We start from the raw sequence: 18,726 nt of genomic DNA, 5'->3' as shown, positions 1-18,726 counted from the left end.
TCGAAAGAGGCTGATTGTCGGGCGTTTTTTACCATACCAAACAACTGGTTGGCGCACACCGGATGAAGAAATGGCCGCTGGCCGGAAGAATTCCGGTCAACCCCTTAAAAACAGTCGGAAAAGTGTGATACAACAAACAGAATTTTTTAAAGGAAACCTGTCATGACCGAGTTGCAACAGATCATTGAAGCGGCCTTCGAGCGCCGCGACACCATTACTCCGGGCTCCGTGGATAGCGCCACCAAGTCCGCCATCCTGCAAGCCATCGACCTGCTGGACTCCGGCAAGGCACGGGTTGCCGAGAAGATCGCCGGTGAGTGGGTTGTCCATCAGTGGTTGAAGAAAGCGGTACTGCTCTACTTCCGCATCAACGACAACGGCATCATCAAGGGCGACGATGCCCAGTACTACGACAAGGTTCCCCTCAAGTTCTCCAACTACACCGCCGAGCAGTTCAAGGAAGCGGGTGTGCGCGTGGTGCCGCCGGCAACAGCTCGCAAAGGCTCCTTTATCGCCCCCAATACCGTGCTGATGCCCTCCTACGTCAACATCGGCGCCTTCGTTGACGAAGGTACCATGGTCGATACCTGGGCCACTGTCGGCTCTTGCGCCCAGATCGGTAAGAACGTCCACCTCTCCGGCGGCGTCGGCATCGGTGGCGTACTGGAACCGCTGCAGGCCAACCCGACCATCATCGAAGACAACTGCTTTATCGGTGCCCGCTCCGAAGTGGTTGAAGGGGTGATCGTTGAGGAAGGTTCCGTCATCTCCATGGGCGTCTTCATCGGCCAGTCCACCCGCATCTATGACCGCGAAACCGGCGAGATCCACTACGGCCGCGTACCGGCTGGCTCCGTGGTCGTCTCCGGCTCCCTGCCCTCCAAGTGCGGCAAGTACAGCCTCTACGCGGCGGTGATCGTCAAGAAGGTTGATGCCAAGACTCGCGCCAAAGTCGGCATCAACGCTCTGCTGCGCTCCATCGACGAGTAATCAGCATTGCTGTGATGAAAAGGGCGCCTGATGGCGCCCTTTTGATTTTGGCACCCCTGTCACAGGCAAGCCATGAGGCATCGGTTAAGATGGATGAGACAGGATCGTTTCAAACCGAGGAAGCCTGATGTACGAGAATCTGAAGAGCCTGGGGATCCAGGATCCCGCCTCCGTCGACAGCTATACCCTGCGCCAGGAGGCCAACCACGATATCCTCAAGATCTACTTCAAGAAGCAGAAGGGCGAGTTCTTCGCCAAGAGTGTCAAATTCAAGTATCCCCGCCAGCGCAAGACCATGCTGGTCGACTCCGGTACCCATGAGTACAAGGATGTCACCGAGATCAATGCCAACCTCAAGTATGTAGTGGATGAGCTGGACAACCTGACCCAGGGCGTCCATCAGCAGGCCGACCCGGATATCAAACAGAAGATCCTGCGCGACCTGCGCCATCTGGAAAAAGTGGTACAAAACAAGATCAGCGAAATCGAGCGGGATCTGGAGAAACTCTAGCCCCACCGATTTGACAAAAGAGCGCCCTGGTGGCGCTCTTTTTATTGGCTGACTTTATATAGTGATGGTGTGCAATAAGGTGAGCGAGGCACAACGCCAACAGAAGGTATCCCGTTACATATCGCCCCTTGGGCAACATGACACTAGCCGAGATCGAACTGCAGCGACTCGCTCACCCCATAACCAGAAATAGCAAGAGGGAGGCTTTCGCCTCCCTCTTCAAACACGCTGATATTCAGGCAACAGAATTAGTTGCTCTTCATCCAGATGTCCATGTCGGTTTTCAGGTTGTCAGACTTGGTACCGAAGATGGCTTGTACGCCGGAACCAGCCACTACCACACCGGCAGCACCCAGTTTCTTCAGACCAGCCTGGTCAACTTTGGCGACATCTTTCACGCCAACACGCAGACGGGTGATGCAGGCATCCAGAGAAGCGATGTTCTCTTTACCACCGAAGGCGGCAACCAGAGCAGCAGACATCTCGTCTTTGCCTTGGCCAACGGCCTCTTCAGCAGTCTCGTCTTCACGACCCGGGGTTTTCAGGTTCATGGCACGGATAACGAAGCTGAATACGACATAGTAGATGGCAGCGTAGACCAGACCCAGACCTACCAGCAGCAGCATGTTGTCGGCACGCGGCGATTGCACCACGAAGTCGATGAAGCCGTTGGAGAAGGTGTGACCGTGTACGATACCCAGAGAGTTGGTCAGCACATAAGCCAGACCAGCCAGTACCGCGTGGATGGCGTACAGAACCGGAGCGATGAACAGGAAGGAGAATTCAATCGGCTCGGTGATACCGGTCAGGAAAGAGGTCAGGGCAGCAGAGGCCATGATACCAACGATCTTGGCGCGGTTTTCCGGCTTGGCAGCGTGAGCGATGGCGAACGCAGCAGCAGGCAGACCGAACATTTTGAACAGATAGCCACCAGCCAGTTGACCGAAGCCGTTACCGGCAGCGCGGGACGCGTCATCAGCAGTCAGGAAGCAGGTCATGATACCGTGAACAGTTTCACCGGCACCGTTGACACAGGTACCCGCCTGATAGAAGAACGGTACGTTCCAGATGTGGTGCAGACCGAACGGGATCAGGGAGCGCTCAACCACGCCGTAGATACCGAAGGCCAGTACCGGGTTCTGGTTGGCAGCCCAGTCAGAGAAGGCACCGATGGCACCACCCACTGGCGGCCAAATCACGGACAGGATGACACCCAGACCGATGGAGAGGAAACCGGTGATGATGGGTACGGCACGTTTGCCCGCGAAGAAGCCCAGGTACTCTGGCAGCTGGATCTTGTAGAAACGGTTGAACGCCCAGGCAGCGATACCACCGGCCAGGATACCACCCAGCACGCCGGTTTCGATGGTTTCAACACCCATCACAGGTGCCATGACCTTCAGGGTTGCGACCATGATGCCGTAGCCAACGATGGCTGACAGACCGGATACACCGTCGTTATTGGTAAAGCCCAGAGCAACACCCACTGCGAACAGCAGGGCCATCTGGCCAAATACGGAACCACCGGCTTGCTCCATCAATTGGGAGACAATTTCCGGCATCCAGCTGAAGTGGGCAGCACCCACCCCCAGCAGAATACCTGCGACTGGCAAGACTGATACTGGCAGCATCAGCGCCTTACCAACCTTTTGCAGATTAGAGAAAGCATTTTTGAACATTGTGTGCGCTCCTGAATGGATTGTCGTCCCTGAACGATCTATCTGGATGAAATAAGGACTGATTCATTCAGATATCTTCGAGTCGGGCTTGTTTATTTTGACCATCAGAATATAACCCAGCGGGTCATAAATTGCTGCTTTCGAAGGCGGGGGAATATTGAATTTGGAGGGAAGATCACAACTTGTTTAGCGGCTAAAAAACGCATCTAATAGAAATTAATAATCCGCATTATCACTCTATTACAAAGACATATAAATAGCAGTTTCACTTTGTATTTTAATAATGCCATTTACATCAAATAGCAACTCACTGTAACAGAATGTAACGGCGTGATTTTTATTTATTACAGTCTACCGATTAAAAAGGCCTCCAACAAGGGAGGCCTCAATAAATATATCTGACCAGCAAACGGTCGTATTACTCTATTGTTGCGAGCGCTTGACCGCATCAATAAACACGCTTTTTGCTTTGGTTGAACCAGCCCGCTCGGCCTCGTTCACCAGCTTCATCGCCTTGTCGATATCCCCCGCCTTGACTGCTTTTTCGATCTGGCTCTGATAGAAGGCTTCAGTTTCACTCAACATGGCAGGAGCAGGTTTGGCTGCGACCGCAGCTGTTGCAGTTGTGGTAACGGCTGCGGTAGTCGCTATCGCTGCAACCTGCTGACCCTGGCTCATAGCCACCTTGTCGGCATATTCGGGTTTGAATACCGCTTCAAGACCACTTCCACGGGCCATATCTTTGACTTTGATCTGCACCAAGCCCCACGGGGAGTGCGGGATCACCGGATCCTTGATATCAGGCTCAACGGTACCATTAGCACGAGCAAACGCTTTTGATGGATGCAGGATTGTTGTGCTGCCTGAGAGCTTATCCGCGGGCGCATAAACGATCATGTATGTTTCGCTGGCCGGGTTGCCAGGCATGCTGCGATCAACAAAAACACGCCCTTCAATACGGTCGTTATCGAGCAAGTGAGCAGGCTGATAGCTGAATACTGACTCACCCAGGACCCGAGTCACCTTGAACTCGGCATCCAGCATAATGACCTTGGGCACCATCACGGTTTTACTCACCTGTGATGCCAGGCTGATCGCCAGATTGCCGGTGTTGGTCGGCAAGCGATAAGCAGCAAAGTAACTCATCCCCTCATCAAACTGAAAAGTGGGTTGCTTGCCATCAATGGCCAGCAAGGTCTCACCTTCAGGCAAGGGGGCATAACTGAAATCTTTAAACGCCACACAGCAGCTTGAGGCTTTGGCCAACGCTTGCTTGGCTTGATCTGCATCGCTCAAGATCGAGCCATGTTCTTGCAGAGGAACAACCATGTTTCCGGCACAACCGGTTAATAGCGCAGTGATTACGGCTGCAATAGACATCTTTACCCGTTTCATTTTTCTTATCTCCATAATCCGGTGGCCGTGATCCGGCGAAACAAAACTGCCCCCATAAGGGGGCAGTCACTAACTTAACTTAAACTTTTGCTTACCACCAAGCTTCTGCTTGAACACCAAACTGGTAGGTGTCTTTGGAGGTATTGCCTTCGAAGACTTTCTTGTCTTCGTCGTTAGCCAGGTAGGAGGCGAACACACGGATTTCCGGACGGGCCCAGAAGCTGGAACCAGCAGACCAGGCTTGAGCCAGGGTCAGCTTGTAGCCGGCATCTTTGTCTTCGCTGCCATTGGTGGACTTGTTGTTGTCCTTGAAGTAACCGCCTTCAAAGATGGTCTTGTTGAAGTCATCCCACTTGTACATCGGGCGAACAACAACAGACATGGTTTCCCACTTGTCGTTGCCGTCCCACATTTCGTTGCCTACACCGTAAACCAGCTGGTGACCCATCTCCCAGGAGTTGCCCATCGGAACAACGCCCCAGTTGATGATACGGAAACCGTCAGCACCGTCTTTGGCTTCAGCGCCGTACCAGGAACCATCGCCATAGAAAGCCATGGTCTTGGAGTAACCTTCGGTACCGTATTGCAGCACGGTTTTGTTGAAACCACCGAGGATGCCAGCGGTCAGTTCAGCAGTCAGCATCACGCCATCTTGCGGATTCTTTTTCAGTGCTTTCTGATCGTTGGTCTCATTGACCAGAGCATAGTCAACGCCCAGTTCCAAGGACGCATCGGTCCACAGCGGGATGCCGGCATAACGCAGATCCAAGGTGTTAACGTTCAGATCTTCATTCTTCTGATAGGTCGGGTTACCGTTGCCATCCACTCCGGTTTGGGTGTACTGGCCAAACACATCGGCAGCGCTGCGATCGTTGCGTACCCATGCGAAAGATACTTTACCCGGACCAGCCTGGATGCCTTCGATACCAGCACCGGCACCGGAGATGTTCCAGTAGTAGAAGTCGGAGATGTGGATGTCATGGCGTTGATAGTAACGCTTACCAGCCCACAGGGTTGCTTCAGGAGCAAAGTTCAGCAAGCCTTTGGCTTGTACGTTGAACTGACGCAGAGCGAAGTCGGAATCACCATTGCACTGCTTGGCATCGAAGTTACAAACAGTACCGGTACCTTCCCAGTCGTTTGAACCGTTGGAAGCCATGGCAAACATGGAATCAACATAGAAAGTCTTGCCATCTTTGTTGAATACTTCCTGACCCAGTTGCACTTCACCGTAGGTATCATTTTCGTTACCAAGACGGCCAACTTTATTGACGTTGTATTTAACCATGTCGCCGTCGCCGGAAACACCGACGCCGGAACGGAAATAACCGTGGAAATCTACGGCAAAGGCGGCTTGGGAAGCCAGGGCGGCAGTAACAGCTGCTGCAATCGGGAGCCACTTCATTTTCATTGTCATATTCCTTATTTCCCGCAGTGAGGAGTGTGATCCTGAATATTCAACTTCTTATCACCATGTAATCCTGTTGGTGATAACCGAGGTTGATTATAGGGAGCGTATTTCACGACAAATATGAAGCGACTCACAAAATGGCGACAAATCGCTCGGCAAACGATCTCCACAACAACAACAAGTAAAAAAGCCATCAACCGCGCAATTAAAATCCGGAAAACAAGAAAAACACACAACAACAACAACTCTGAAAGCGTTATCATTAATTAATTCGCGATAGAACTAAAGTCATTATTTTACGTTCGAATGACAAAAACATGACTGAGATCGCTTTCAAGATGGAACTTTTATTTGGATGACGGGTCTGCGGTGCGCGTGAAACCATTACGGCAATGGAATGCTAAAAGGGGAAAATACCCCTCCGCCATCAGGGGAAATATGCGTTGCAGAGTGAGATGGTTTTTGTGCAAATAACAATCCCCTGCTACTTAAGGCTCAGGGGATTGATATGGCTCTATTCAAGAGAATATTCAGGGCTGAATATCCCACTTTTTCAGCCAGCTGAGTGCCACCTGTTCGGGTTCATCGTGCACGGTGGCATCCAGCTCCAGCGGGGAAATCACTCGCGTGGCCCCCAACTCTTGCAGCAATCCGTCCAGCCGACGGCCCGCGCCACAAAAATGGTCATAGCTGCTGTCCCCCATGGCAATCAGGGCATAACGCAATCCCTTAAGCCAAGGTGCCTTGTCGGCCAGCTCGCTGGCAAAAGGCTGCAGATTGGGTGGAATGTCCCCCTGCCCGGTGGTGGCACTGACCAGCAATAAAAAACGGCCGGGGTCTATGTCCGCCAGCCGTGCTTCTTCGTGCAGGGTACAGTGATGCCCCTTGCGTTCCAGCTCATCTGCCAAGGTCTCGGCCACCAGCATGGCTGCGCCGTAGACAGTTCCTACCACGATATCGATCTGCGCCATTCTCCTCTCCCTGCTTGAGTCACTCTTTTGAGCAACTCTATCAGCAAGCTGGCGTCAGATGCCACCGATTCAAGGCTGAGCATCAGGCGCTTAGTAGTCGCTCTCGCTGGCGGGCCAGCCCAGCTCGGCAAACAGGCGCAGCACATCCTGACCGAGTGGCGCCTGGATCCGCATCGGCACCTTGAGCACCGGATGGGTAAAGCTCAGGGTGCGGGCCACCAGCAGCAGCCGCTCGCAACCGAAGTGCTCGCGAAAGAAACGGTTGTGACGACCATCCCCGTGGGTGGTATCCCCGACGATGGGGTGGAACAGGTGATCCATATGGCGGCGCAACTGATGCTTGCGACCGGTCTTCGGGAACAATCTGACCAGACTGTAGCGACTGGTAGGGTGCTTCTTGGAGACCGCGTGGGGCAGCTCGACCTGATGCAGGCGACGGAAGGTGGTGACGGCATCCTGCGCCGGGCGATCCGGGTTGCTCATGGCATCGGCAATCTTGTCCAACTGCTCCTTGAGGGGATAGTCGATCACCCCCTGCTCGGGCGCCCAGCCACGCACCAATGCCAGATACTCCTTGTGTACCTGACGTTGGGTAAAGGCTTCAGTGAGTGCGCGGGCAATCACCGGATCGAGCGCAAACAGCAGCACGCCTGAGGTGGGACGGTCGAGGCGATGCACCGGATAGACATGGCGACCGCCGATGAGATCCCGGGTCATCTGCATGGCAAAACGGGTCTCGCCCTTGTCGAGCCAGCTGCGATGCACCAGCAGACCGGACGGCTTGTTGACCGCCACCAGCCACTCATCCTGATAGAGCAGGGTCAGCTTCAGGTCACTCTCTTCTCGGGTTTGATCTGGCATCATTGTTCTATCACTTTGCCGGAGAGCAGCAGATCGAAGCGGGCGATCAGGCGCAGCAGCGCTTCAGCTTCGGCCAGATCTTCTTTGTAGACTTCGCTGGCCATGGGATAAAGGGAGACGCTGGTGGGCAGCGGCGCCTGCAACATCACCAGCTGCTCCATGCGCGGGATCAGCACGAACTGCAGCCACTGATCAAAGCTCAGGGTATCGACACAAAAAGGCAGGGTGCTTGCCAGGGCTTCGTCACCGGGATGGTCAGCTTGCCAGCGCTCAAGGCGCTGCAACTCGGCGGTGAGTTCCCCCAACAGGCCAGCTACCAGCAAATATTGATTCATCTCGCTCTCTTCCTCATAACCACAGATTGATCCGCTGACCCGACAGGGTCAGCCAGGATGCCAATAAATTCAGTCGCACAGCACCGGCGGTTCAGCCGGCTCGTCGACATACACGGCAATCAGCGCGGCCTGCCGCCGTTAAAAAAGGGCGATACTATACACCTCCCCCCGCATGGCTGCCATGTTGATATCTGCCGCAGCGCACGTCTGCTGCCACTGGCTATCCTCGGCAAGGGCCTTATAATCGGCCCGCATCACCATTAGCCGGATCTCACCATGTCTGTGACGCCTACTGCCATCAATACCTTGACCGAATTTCTGACTCAGGCTGGCACCCAGTTCCAGCTGTTTGACATGGGCCGCCAGGTGCGGCCACTGGCAAGCGACACCTTTGTCCGCATCGAACAGCAGCAGGAGCCCTATCCCTGGCCGCTGCAACAGCACGCCTGGCTCGGTGTGCACTTCTTCCAGCCGAGCGAGTCTCGCCACTACCTCTGGTTCCTCAAGTTTGCCCTCGATGAGCGCGGCCTGCTGATGTCAAACGGCCCCAAGCTGTTCATGGATCAGGTGGTGGAGACCCTGGGCTACAAGCTCACCGGCGATCTGGACGAGGAAAAAGCCCAGCGCTTGGCCGACAATCCCTACACCTTCCGCCCGGCGGAGGCCAAGATGGCCAGTCTGCACGCCAAACTGGCACGCCAGCTGGAACAGGCCCCTTCTGCCTATTACGATGCCCTCTGCCACTATCTGGCCGCCCCCAACGACACTGGTTGGCAGACGCTGGGGCTGCAGGGCTTTGCCGATCTGGCCGAACGACTGCATGATGAGCGCAATCTGGCGCTGATCTGCAAGGCGCTGCCCAAACTGCCGCAAGAGCCGCTCTACGCCCTCTGCCAAAGCCTTGAAAACGCCCCGCTGCCGCCGGCAGTACAAGGCGCCCTGCTTGAGCGGATCGGCAAGGAGCAGGAGTGCGCCGCCCCCAACCCTGAGACCCTGGCCTATCTCTGCCGCGCGATGGCCTCCTGTCCCGGCAGCTCTTTGCGCACCAACAAGCTACTGACCCTGCTGCAAACCCAGCCGAGCCCGGCGCTGCTGCTCGCCATTGCGGGCCGGCTCTGGCCCGACCTGAAAGATGCCAATCTGCTCAGCCACTATCTGGAACAGCTGGCACTGCAACCGACCCAGTTCTTCAATCAGGTTTTTGCCGAGTTGGTCACTTTACCGGCCCTGCGCAATGATATGCTGGCCAGACTGCGTGACCCCGACCGTAGCGATGCGCTGGGCAAGGCCATCGGCCGTCTGTTTGCCTCGGCCTGATCCCTCGCCTCCCCCTCACGCCACGAGGCAACACGGCGGGATATAGAAAAGGAGATCGGGAGTGCCGAGCAGGACTCCCGGTTATCGACATCACGATAAGGAAGCCCGCCTATGGGAGAGATGCTCGGAATTTTGTTGCTGATTGCGATTGCCGGCCTGTTCTGGCTGCAACGCCAACAGGCAGAAGTGGCCTGGCAATACATGCGCCGCTACTGCCAGCACCATGATCTGCAACTGCTGTCACTGGCTCGCCATCGGCGGGAGCTGGCACATAATCCCCTGCGGCTGCTGACCCACTATCAGTTTGAATTCTCCAGCGATGGCGAGAGCCACTATCAGGGCACCCTCAAGATGCAGGGGCTGCACGTCGTGGGCGTTGAGCTGCCACCCCATCGCATACCCTCTGCCTGATCCCCAATCTCGTCTCTGCGCCCGATGGCTGTGCCTGTCTATAATCTCAGGGATTAAACAAAGGGAGAGACGAGATGGAACCCCTTGTCCACGATCTGCCAGCCCTGTTTGCCCAGCTAGGGATGGCAAACGACGAGCTGAGCCTGCACCGTTTTGTGCACGACCATCACCTAGACAATGAAACCCTGTTGCCGGAGGCCGGTTTCTGGAACGCCGCCCAGGCCAGCTTTCTACGCGACGCCCTGTGGAACGATTCCGACTGGTGCGAGGCGATCGACCAGCTCGATGTGATGTTGCGCCAGCCCCGCTAAGCCGCCCGCCCCTTTCCTCCCCTGCCGGCTTTGGTTAAGATCCCGCCCCGATATCGATCCCCCCTTCTCACCCAGAGCATGCTTATGTCCGCCCACGAGATCATCCGAATTGCCAACGAGCTGGCCGCCAAGGGCCTGACGCCCACCACTGCCATGATCAAGGCCCGACTCACCCAGCCTGTGCCGATGGCCGAGCTGCTGAAAGTGCTGAGCCAGTGGAAGCAGCAGCCCATCGCGACCGCCGAGAGCGAGATCCTGCCAGAGGCTGTGCCTCAGCCAGCACCGGAGCTCACCCTGCAGCAACTCGCCGAACAGCTCGCGCGCATCGAACAGAAGGTGGATCGCCTGACCGACCTGCTCCTCCAGCAGAAGCAAGGCTGAACCATGTATATCATCGAACTCTGCTTTGAGTGCTACCGCGATACCTCCCTTGGCGATGCCGAGCGGGCCATCGTCAACTACCTCGACATGCTGCGTTATCAGGGCCAGATCCTCGGGCGGGAGTTCCCCACCAGCATGCACGACGGCTATTTCGTCAGTCGGGTGGTCTGCCCGGAGCAGGATAGTTTGCATCCGGACAACCAGAGCGATCAGGTCAAGCTGGCCGAACAGCAGCTAAATCAGGCCGGGCTGCTGGCGCCGAAACTCCAGCTGCAGGGGGTGGATCTGCTCTCCGACAACACAGATCCTTGCGGCCAGCAGGGCGAGCGCCCCAGCTGGATGCTGCTCTATACCAGCTTTTTGCATACCTGCTCGCCGCTGCGCTGTGGCGACCACTTCGCCCCCATTCCGCTCTACCAGCTGCCCGCAGTCGCCAACGGCGATCAGAAGCAGATCATCAAGTGGCAGGAGGATTGGGAGGCGTGCGATCAGTTGCAGATGAACGGCTCCATCGCCGAACATGCGGCGCTGCACGAAATCGGCGAAGTGGGCAGCCGTCTCTACCGGCGCGGCAGCGATCTGGCCAAACGGCTGGAAGTGCTGAGCGGCATCCCCACCTACTACTACCTCTACCGGGTGGGCGGGCTGAGCGCGGCCGAGGAGAAGGCGCGCCCCTGCCCCAGCTGTGGCGGTGAGTGGGCGCTGGCAGAGCCGCTGCACGAGATCTTCGACTTCAAGTGCGACAGCTGCCGTCTGGTCTCCAACCTCTCCTGGGATTTCAAGGATTAAGCGCGTTCCCTGTACGCGATGCCATAAAAAAGAGCCTTGCCGCATGGCAAGGCTCTTTTCGTTCCGATGAGTAACCTTGGCTCAAACAGGTGCTATTGCGGCAACGTCTCCAGCCGCTCCAGAAACGCCGGTAAGGAGGGAGCCAGCGTCAGACGGCGGCCTGAATCGAGCCACTCCAGCCACACCTGACCACTCTCGTTATCAAGGGAGATGAGCGTCATCTCGTTGCGGGTGGTGGCAATAAAGATGGAGGGGGTTCGTTTTAGCTTGCGCAGCATCAGCAGGTGGCCGATCAGGTTCTCCTTGAGCAGGTCGAGATCCGCCTCGTTCCACGGCAGGATCAGTTCAAGGCGCAGCCCCTTGAAGAGGCAGGGCACAGGGCGGCTGAACCAGTGGCCAAACAGGGTGGTCGCTGCGGGATGAAGCTGCAGCTCCAGCGCCTCGTTCATGGCGGTGAAATCGCCGGGCTCGGAGCGCTGGTGAGGGCGCCAGGCCACCCGACCATCGGCGGGCTCACCAAGCTGGCAGGGGGAACGCCAGTCCGCCTCCCACTCGCACAGGGGCAGGCCTCGTCTGGCCTCGCCATCCCGTTGCCAGCGGGCAAAAAAGTGCTCCAGGGCAGACAAAACTTGATCCGACATCGAAAATCCCCACAATTGCTGGCAAAGTCCGCTATTGCACCACCAAACCCGGTAACAGACAAGGTTGCCAGCCGACCTGGTGACCCGGGAAACAGAACCCGGGATACAGAGAGGCCGACGCCCAAGCCAAGCGGCTGCAACCATCCGGCCCTGCAATGGCCCGTTTCATTCCACTCATCATGAGCAGATTACGTGAGCAACCCTGTGAGCAAACAAGATAGATACGCCGGGGCCAGCGCCCTGACCGGCCTGAGCCTGGGCCAGCAATCCGATTACATCAGCCAGTACACCCCCTCCCTGCTGCAGCCGGTTCCACGTAGCCTGAACCGGGATGATCTCAAGCTGGGCGATGACCTGCCCTTTAGCGGTTGCGATGTCTGGACCCTCTATGAGCTCTCCTGGCTCAATGCCAAGGGCAAGCCGATGGTGGCGGTGGGTGAAGTGGCCATTCCGGCCACCAGTGCGAACCTGATCGAATCCAAATCCTTCAAGCTCTACCTCAACTCCTTCAACCAGACCCGTTGCGACTCTATCGAGGCAGTCGCCGCCATGCTGACCAAGGATCTGAGTGCCTGTGCCGGTGAGACCGTCAAGGTGACCCTGTTCCCCCTCGACAAGGCGCCGCACCAGATTGCCCTGCTGCCCGGCGAGTGCATTGATGAGCTGGATATCGAGGTAGACAATTACGAGTTTGATGCGTCCCTGCTGCAAGGGGCGGTCGGCAGCGAGCAGGTTGAAGAGACTCTGCACAGCCACCTGCTCAAATCCAACTGCCTGGTCACCAGCCAGCCCGACTGGGGCTCCGTGGTAATCCGCTACAAGGGGCCGAAACTCGATCGGGAGAAGCTGCTGCGCTACCTCATCTCGTTCCGCCAACACAACGAGTTCCACGAGCAGTGCATCGAGCGGATCTTTATCGACCTCAAGCACTATTGCCAGCCTGAGCAGTTGACCGTCTATGCACGCTATACCCGCCGCGGCGGCCTCGACATCAACCCGTTCCGCTCCGATTTCGAAGCCGTGCCAACCAACCTGCGTCTGATCCGTCAATAAGAGCAGACGTTGATAAAGGGCTTCCCGGTATCACACCACAGCGCCCTGCTATCTCAACCCTGCTGGCGCCTTGATGCATCCGGCTACAAAGGAGCCTGAGCACACCATCAGTAAACGCTGGACTCGCAGGGGTGGGCTTGGATAACATGCCAACACCTCTGCGCCGTCCTTAATCCAATGAATCAACTGTTTTTTCTGGCTATGATGATGTCTTCTCTGTCCGCTCCAAATCTGGATCTGGACAAGGAGCAACTATCCCTGGATCTGCAACAGGCCCAATCACTGGTGCTGACCGACCCTGCCAGATGTGTTCAGATCACCTCCGCCTTTCTGACGCGTGCGGCCAATAATCCCCAGCAAATCATCAGTAATCGTCAGGAGTTCGGCTATCGCGAGCCTCTGCTCAGCTACAGCACCGTTTCGCAAACCATCGGAGCACACCTGCTTGAAGGGGAGTGCCGAATCCAGCTTGGCCAATATCAAGCTACCCAGCAAACCCTCGACAAGGCGATGGAGCTGGCGGAGAGAGAGCGCCAACCCGAACTCAAGGCCCACGCCCTCTATCTCAAAATCCGTAGCCAGGGGCTAAGGCAAGATGGCCAGAACAACAGCCGTATCCTGCTGGAACAATTGGACGAACAGCTGGCCCGTCCCGACCTCAAACAGAGCCAGTTACAGATCTATAGCCGCCTGCAACGCACCAGCTACGAGATTGAAAATCAGCATCTTGAAGACGCCAAGACCCATCTGGCGGATGCAAGGATCTGGGCTGCCAAAGCCGCCAATCCTCTTGCCAGCGCCTGGGTCAGCGCCATCAGCGGCGACCTTTATCGTGTGCTGCAACAACCCCAGCTGGCATTGGGTGAATATATCGATGCCCAGCAGCAGGCCAAGAATCTCAACGACCCGCTCTTTCTCGGCTTGCTCTCCAACCAGATAGTCAAACTCTATCAGCAAGAGCAGGAGCCCCAGAAAGCGCTGCAATATGCCAATGAAGCGGCCAACTATTTTCACTCCATCGGCAATCCGTCACTGCTATGCGACTCACTTATCGTGCTGGCCCGACTCAACCGTGATCAGGGCGACCTCAATATGGCGCTGGTCTACTTCTTCAATGCGCTGGATTTGCTCGATGAGGGAAGCAGTCGGCCGCAGGCCTCTCTGCTCAAGTACGAGATTGGCAAAACCTATCTGCAAAGCGGTAACCTCTCGCTGGCCGGCAACTACCTCAATGCAGCCCGGCAGTCCCACGAGTTGGGCGATGCCAAAGAGCCGCTGATCGATACCCTGCTGTTGCTCGGCGAGCTCTATCTGAAGAAGCAGGAGGCGGCCATCGCCATCCTGCAGCTGGAAAATGCCCGGGCACTGGCCAATCAGGTAGGCGACACTCGCCGCCAGTACGAAGTATTCCGTCTGTTGTCACTTGCGTATGAGCAGAAGGGATACCTGCACCAGGCCCTCGACAGCTACAAGCGCTTCCATCGTTTGGGAGAAGAGGTTCGCCAGCAGGAAATTGATCAGGAGCAGGCTGCGATCCGTGACAACTATGTCCAGGTTGAACGGGTACAACACATCAAGGAGCTGGAGCAGCAGCTTAACAACAGCCAGCACCAGCAGGAGCGCTATCTCTGGTCGAGCATTACCACCAGCCTGCTGCTGGCGCTCTTCATCTACCTCTTCTTCACCCTCTGGCTCAAATTGCGTACCGCCCGTCTGCAACTGAAACGCACTGGCGAGGCCCTGCTGATCGAACCCCGTTCCGGACTTGCCAACTGGCAGCGGCTGATGAATCGCTGGCCACGAGAGATGGCAAAACGCCAGCTGAAATCGGAGCGCTGGTATCTGAGCGAAGAGCACAGCGAATTCGATGACAAGCTGCACTACCTGTTGTTCAGGGTGCCCTTTATGGTCAACACCCTCGAGCGCCACGGCTATCAGGTCAGCCGTGAAATCGAGCAGGCGTTCGGCATCTATATGGATACCCTGACCCCGCAAGATGGCCGTATCTATGACTTGCGGGAAGGGCACATGCTGTATGTGGTGCCACAGCGCCACGTGACCAACCTGCATCAACTTGCGGGAGACCTGCTAACCGCAATCGCCGCCTTCCCTTGCCAATACGAGCTTGATCGCCAGATAAGCCTGGGGATTGTCAGCCACCCCTTCCTGCCCAAGGCGGCGACCGCGCTCGATCACAATGGCCTGTTCGACCTCTGCTATCTCGCCCTTTCGGGAGCCATTCAGCTCAGTGAAAAATACCGGCAAAACGCCTGGTTGGAGCTCGCCGCCATCGATTGCCAGCAGGCTGCATTTTTTAATGGGGATGTGTGGCAATGCGGCTTGATGGCAATTGACAAGGGGCTGGTAAAAGTCAATTCTTCTCATGAAAAGCAATGGGTTAACTGGCCCAGCCTCGCAAGGATGCAAGCGGCTGAAGGCCAGCCGGCAAATAATAGATAACAGACGACACTCAACCTCGGGTTCGGCCACTGTTGCTATCCAACACCAAAAACAATAATGACAACAGGGCGACCTGATAATGAATGACATCGCTGCCGTAGCAGGACAATTGGCCAGGCTCAGGGAATCCCTCCAGCAAAAACAGCTGGAGCTCGACGGCGTTCTCTCCTTTTCCGATGCAGAGCGAGCTCGTGGCATCCAGTTTATCAACAAGCTGATGCTCTCTTGCCGCGGCTTCGATCGTGAGCTGGACAATCGCTTCGCCAAGCTCAAGCAGAGACTGGATAGCAATCCCGCATTCACCTCGCTGGATGCAGAGCTACTTGCCATCGAGAAGTTGCTGCAGCAGCACAGCAATGCACTGGAAGAGTCGCTCACCCTGACCCAGGCAGCCATTGATCTTGGCTCAAAACAGCTAAAAACCATCAAGGGCTTCCCGGAAGAGGCCCGAAAATCCCTCAAGGAATTTCTGAAAAGCCCCGCCGGCTATGGTATTGCCGATAATCAAAAGAAGGTGATCCGCCTGCTTGAATTCTATCAGCAGGCGATCAAGATCCAGCTGCTGCCAAGCCAGCCACTGTCCGGCTCTTCAGCGCCCCAACAACAAGAGAGCGAGCCCGGTTGTGAACCCCAACCTGATGCTGAACCGTTTGACCTCAAAGATCATGCGCGTATCGCAGACGAACTGCAGCGGCTGATCACCGAACTTGATTTCGCCGGTTCAATTGGCGAGAGCCTCGGGGATATCCGCCGTCAACTGCTGATCGGCATCAATCCTGCCATGCTGGCAGAGACCTGTATGCAGGTCATCGAACTTATCATCGAAGGCACCCGCGAGGAGCGCAAAGCCTCCCGCGCCTTTCTCAGCTCCCTCAACGAGAGCCTGTCAGCAGTGCATGTCGGCTTTACCGAATCCCTCGACGAAGGGCGTGCGCTACAAAATGAAACCCGTGAAACCCGCGAAGCTCTGGTCTGCGAACTGCAGGCCATCGACCACTCCCTAGCCAGCCATAACTCCATCGATGCGCTCAAGCGTGCCATCTCCGGCCATATGGGCGCCATCAATCTGCTGCTGCAAGAACGGGAAAGTACCGCAGCACGGGAGCGTCACCTGCTCACCCGCCTCTCCACCATGGAGTCCAAGCTGCGCTTGATGAAGGATGAGACCGCCGAATACAAGAAGCGGCTGACCATTCAGAAGCACAAGCTGTTCCTCGACAGCCTGACTCAGGTACACAACCGGGCCGCCCTCGACGAGCGGCTGGAGCAGGAGTTCAAACGCTGGCTTCGCTACCGCACTCCGCTCTGCATGGCGATCATCGACATCGATCACTTCAAGAACATCAATGACAATTATGGCCACATGGCCGGTGACAAGGCGTTGAAGGTTGTTGCCAAAGCGCTGCAGAGCGCCCTGCGTGACACTGACTTCATCGCCCGTTTCGGCGGCGAAGAGTTCGTGGTGCTGCTGCCCAATATCAACCCGGACAAGTTCCAGAAGCCGCTGGAAACCCTGCGCCAGACCATCAAGAGCATCCCGTTCCGTTTTCGCGATGCCAAGGTGGAGATCACCATCTCCATCGGCGCAACCCTGTTCAAGGATGGTGACAACCCCTCCGATGTGTTCGAACGGGCGGACAGAGCGCTCTACCACTCCAAGAACGCAGGTCGGGATCAAGTGACACTGGCCTGAGTGGTGACTAAAAAAACAGCGAACAGTCGTCGCCCTATTTCCCTCCCCCCTCCGTTGCCACTACTATCAAACTCAGGGGATGCAACATGGCATCCCTTTTCTCCCCAGGGAAAAAACACAACGATAACAAGTGAGTAAAGGGGAACCTATGATTACGCACATCAATCCCGTCGGCAGCATGGATTTGCTGTCACAGCTTGAGGTGGATCGCCTCAAGCAGACTGCCTCCAGCGATATCTATCAACTGTTTCGCAACTGCTCGCTGGCAGTGCTCAATTCCGGTAGCCATACCGACAGCTCCAAGGAGATCCTGGAGCGCTTCAAATCATTCGACATTCATGTGATCCGGCGCGAGCGCGGGGTCAAGCTGGAACTGTTCAACGCCCCCGAGCACGCGTTCGTCGATGGCGAGATCATTCGTGGTATTCAGGAGCACCTCTTCTCGGTGCTGCGCGACATTCTCTATGTCTCCAACCAGCTTGAATCGAACCGGCTGGTCAACCTCACCAATTCGACTCATATCTCCAACGTGGTGTTCGCCATCCTGCGCAACGCCAAGGTGATCCTGCCTGGCGCCGATCCCAACCTGATCGTCTGCTGGGGTGGCCACTCCATCAACGAGATCGAGTACCAGTACACCCGCGCCGTGGGCAGCGAGCTGGGCTTGCGTGAGCTGAACATCTGTACCGGTTGCGGCCCGGGAGCCATGGAGGGCCCGATGAAGGGGGCCGCCGTCGGCCATGCCAAACAGCGGGTGCGCAACGGGCGCTACATCGGCCTCACAGAGCCCTCCATCATTGCGGCCGAGCCGCCCAACCCCATCGTCAACGAGCTGGTGATCCTGCCGGATATCGAGAAACGGCTGGAAGCATTCGTGCGTCTGGGCCATGGCATCATCATCTTCCCGGGCGGGGTCGGCACCGCCGAAGAGCTGCTCTATCTGCTCGGCATCATGATGCATCCGGCCAACGAACGACAACCCATGCCCATCATCCTGACCGGCCCGAAAGAGAGTGCCGACTACTTCCGAGCCATCGACGACTTCATCAAGGCGACCCTCGGTGAACCGGCGACCAAGCTCTACCGGATCATTGTTGGCGATGCACCGGAAGTGGCCCGAGTGATGAAGGAGGCGATGCCGAAAATCCGCGAATACCGCAAATCGGTCGGTGATGCCTACTCCTTCAACTGGTCCCTCAAGATTGAGCCGGAGTTCCAGCTCCCCTTCGAACCGGATCACGCCAGCATGGCAAGTCTGGATCTGCACCGCAACCAGCCGCCCCAGTTGCTGGCCGCCAACCTGCGTCGTGCCTTCTCCGGCATCGTCGCCGGCAACGTCAAGGAAGGGGGCATTCGCGCCATCGAGAAGAAGGGCCCCTTCAAGCTGCACGGCGACAAGGAGCTGATGCACCTGATGGACAAGCTGCTGGAGAGCTTCGTCAAGCAGCAGCGGATGAAGCTGCCGGGCAGTCAGTATGTGCCTTGCTACGAAATCGTCCGCTAGGGTACAGATACAT

18 protein-coding genes are annotated in these 18,726 nt (G+C 56.6%); 11 read left to right on the top strand and 7 right to left on the bottom strand.

The annotated features are described in order from the left end of the window. The first annotated feature begins 162 nt into the window (after window positions 1-162). Complete coding sequence (dapD, locus tag G5380_RS16395) at window positions 163-990, top strand: 2,3,4,5-tetrahydropyridine-2,6-dicarboxylate N-succinyltransferase (RefSeq protein WP_005338581.1); 828 nt, start codon at window positions 163-165, stop codon at window positions 988-990. Window positions 991-1,117: 127 nt separating this feature from the next. Next, window positions 1,118-1,501 (top strand): DUF3461 family protein, encoded by a 384-nt coding sequence (locus G5380_RS16390; protein ID WP_005338583.1) that lies wholly within the window; start codon window positions 1,118-1,120, stop codon window positions 1,499-1,501. Window positions 1,502-1,749: 248 nt separating this feature from the next. Here G5380_RS16390 and ptsG read toward each other — a convergent pair whose 3' ends face one another. The 6 genes from ptsG to G5380_RS16360 form a co-directional block, all read right to left on the bottom strand. Continuing rightward, on the bottom strand, window positions 1,750-3,180 hold the full coding sequence (gene ptsG, locus G5380_RS16385; RefSeq protein ID WP_005338586.1) for a PTS glucose transporter subunit IIBC: 1,431 nt from the start codon (window positions 3,178-3,180) through the stop codon (window positions 1,750-1,752). 423 nt (window positions 3,181-3,603) lie between these two features. Further along, the gene (locus G5380_RS16380; protein WP_216958954.1) at window positions 3,604-4,575 is read right to left on the bottom strand and encodes a MalM family protein; all 972 of its coding nucleotides are present in this window, start codon (window positions 4,573-4,575) and stop codon (window positions 3,604-3,606) included. Between the two features lie 91 nt (window positions 4,576-4,666). Further along, window positions 4,667-5,986 (bottom strand): maltoporin, encoded by a 1,320-nt coding sequence (locus tag G5380_RS16375; RefSeq protein WP_302054505.1) that lies wholly within the window; start codon window positions 5,984-5,986, stop codon window positions 4,667-4,669. Between the two features lie 530 nt (window positions 5,987-6,516). Then, entirely contained in the window at window positions 6,517-6,957 is a 441-nt protein-coding gene (locus tag G5380_RS16370; RefSeq protein ID WP_216951888.1) for a flavodoxin, read from the bottom strand. Window positions 6,958-7,047: 90 nt separating this feature from the next. Beyond that, a complete protein-coding gene (gene truC, locus G5380_RS16365; RefSeq protein WP_041202291.1) occupies window positions 7,048-7,821 on the bottom strand; it encodes a tRNA pseudouridine(65) synthase TruC in 774 nt (257 codons plus the stop codon). Further along, the gene (locus G5380_RS16360; RefSeq protein WP_005338596.1) at window positions 7,818-8,153 is read right to left on the bottom strand and encodes a YqcC family protein; all 336 of its coding nucleotides are present in this window, start codon (window positions 8,151-8,153) and stop codon (window positions 7,818-7,820) included. The genes truC and G5380_RS16360 overlap by 4 nt, the downstream gene beginning before the upstream one ends. A 276-nt stretch (window positions 8,154-8,429) precedes the next feature. Here G5380_RS16360 and G5380_RS16355 point away from each other — a divergent pair, with 276 nt between their 5' ends. From G5380_RS16355 to G5380_RS16335, 5 genes are all read left to right on the top strand, one after another. After that, window positions 8,430-9,470, top strand: coding sequence for a DUF3549 family protein (locus G5380_RS16355; RefSeq protein WP_421172792.1), 1,041 nt, complete (start codon window positions 8,430-8,432; stop codon window positions 9,468-9,470). A 111-nt stretch (window positions 9,471-9,581) separates the two neighbouring features. After that, window positions 9,582-9,881 carry a DUF3301 domain-containing protein gene (locus G5380_RS16350; RefSeq protein ID WP_421172791.1) on the top strand — a complete coding sequence of 100 codons (300 nt, stop codon included), beginning with the start codon at window positions 9,582-9,584 and terminating at the stop codon, window positions 9,879-9,881. A 74-nt stretch (window positions 9,882-9,955) separates the two neighbouring features. Next, window positions 9,956-10,192, top strand: coding sequence for a DUF2789 family protein (locus G5380_RS16345; RefSeq protein ID WP_005338602.1), 237 nt, complete (start codon window positions 9,956-9,958; stop codon window positions 10,190-10,192). Window positions 10,193-10,276: 84 nt separating this feature from the next. Further along, window positions 10,277-10,573, top strand: a complete 297-nt coding sequence (locus tag G5380_RS16340) for a hypothetical protein (protein WP_421172790.1) — start codon at window positions 10,277-10,279, stop codon at window positions 10,571-10,573. A gap of 3 nt (window positions 10,574-10,576) precedes the next feature. Then, window positions 10,577-11,362 (top strand): Zn-ribbon-containing protein, encoded by a 786-nt coding sequence (locus G5380_RS16335; protein ID WP_421172789.1) that lies wholly within the window; start codon window positions 10,577-10,579, stop codon window positions 11,360-11,362. 92 nt (window positions 11,363-11,454) lie between these two features. Here G5380_RS16335 and syd read toward each other — a convergent pair whose 3' ends face one another. Continuing rightward, the gene (gene syd, locus G5380_RS16330; protein ID WP_075114996.1) at window positions 11,455-12,003 is read right to left on the bottom strand and encodes a SecY-interacting protein; all 549 of its coding nucleotides are present in this window, start codon (window positions 12,001-12,003) and stop codon (window positions 11,455-11,457) included. A gap of 204 nt (window positions 12,004-12,207) precedes the next feature. On the opposite strand from syd, the gene queF reads away from it, so the two are divergent. From queF to ppnN, 4 genes are all read left to right on the top strand, one after another. After that, complete coding sequence (gene queF / locus G5380_RS16325) at window positions 12,208-13,056, top strand: NADPH-dependent 7-cyano-7-deazaguanine reductase QueF (RefSeq protein WP_421172788.1); 849 nt, start codon at window positions 12,208-12,210, stop codon at window positions 13,054-13,056. A gap of 177 nt (window positions 13,057-13,233) precedes the next feature. Then, complete coding sequence (locus G5380_RS16320; protein ID WP_216951893.1) at window positions 13,234-15,516, top strand: hypothetical protein; 2,283 nt, start codon at window positions 13,234-13,236, stop codon at window positions 15,514-15,516. Between the two features lie 79 nt (window positions 15,517-15,595). Continuing rightward, window positions 15,596-17,209 carry a diguanylate cyclase gene (locus G5380_RS16315; RefSeq protein ID WP_421352917.1) on the top strand — a complete coding sequence of 538 codons (1,614 nt, stop codon included), beginning with the start codon at window positions 15,596-15,598 and terminating at the stop codon, window positions 17,207-17,209. Between the two features lie 148 nt (window positions 17,210-17,357). Next, entirely contained in the window at window positions 17,358-18,713 is a 1,356-nt protein-coding gene (gene ppnN / locus G5380_RS16310; protein ID WP_019445906.1) for a nucleotide 5'-monophosphate nucleosidase PpnN, read from the top strand. Window positions 18,714-18,726 lie beyond the last annotated feature (13 nt).

The sequence above is a fragment of the Aeromonas sp. 604443 genome (assembly GCF_049170315.1).
Lineage (GTDB): Bacteria > Pseudomonadota > Gammaproteobacteria > Enterobacterales > Aeromonadaceae > Aeromonas > Aeromonas veronii_A.
Note: the sequence above shows the minus strand (reverse complement) of the source record. Positions and strands in the feature narration are given on the sequence as shown.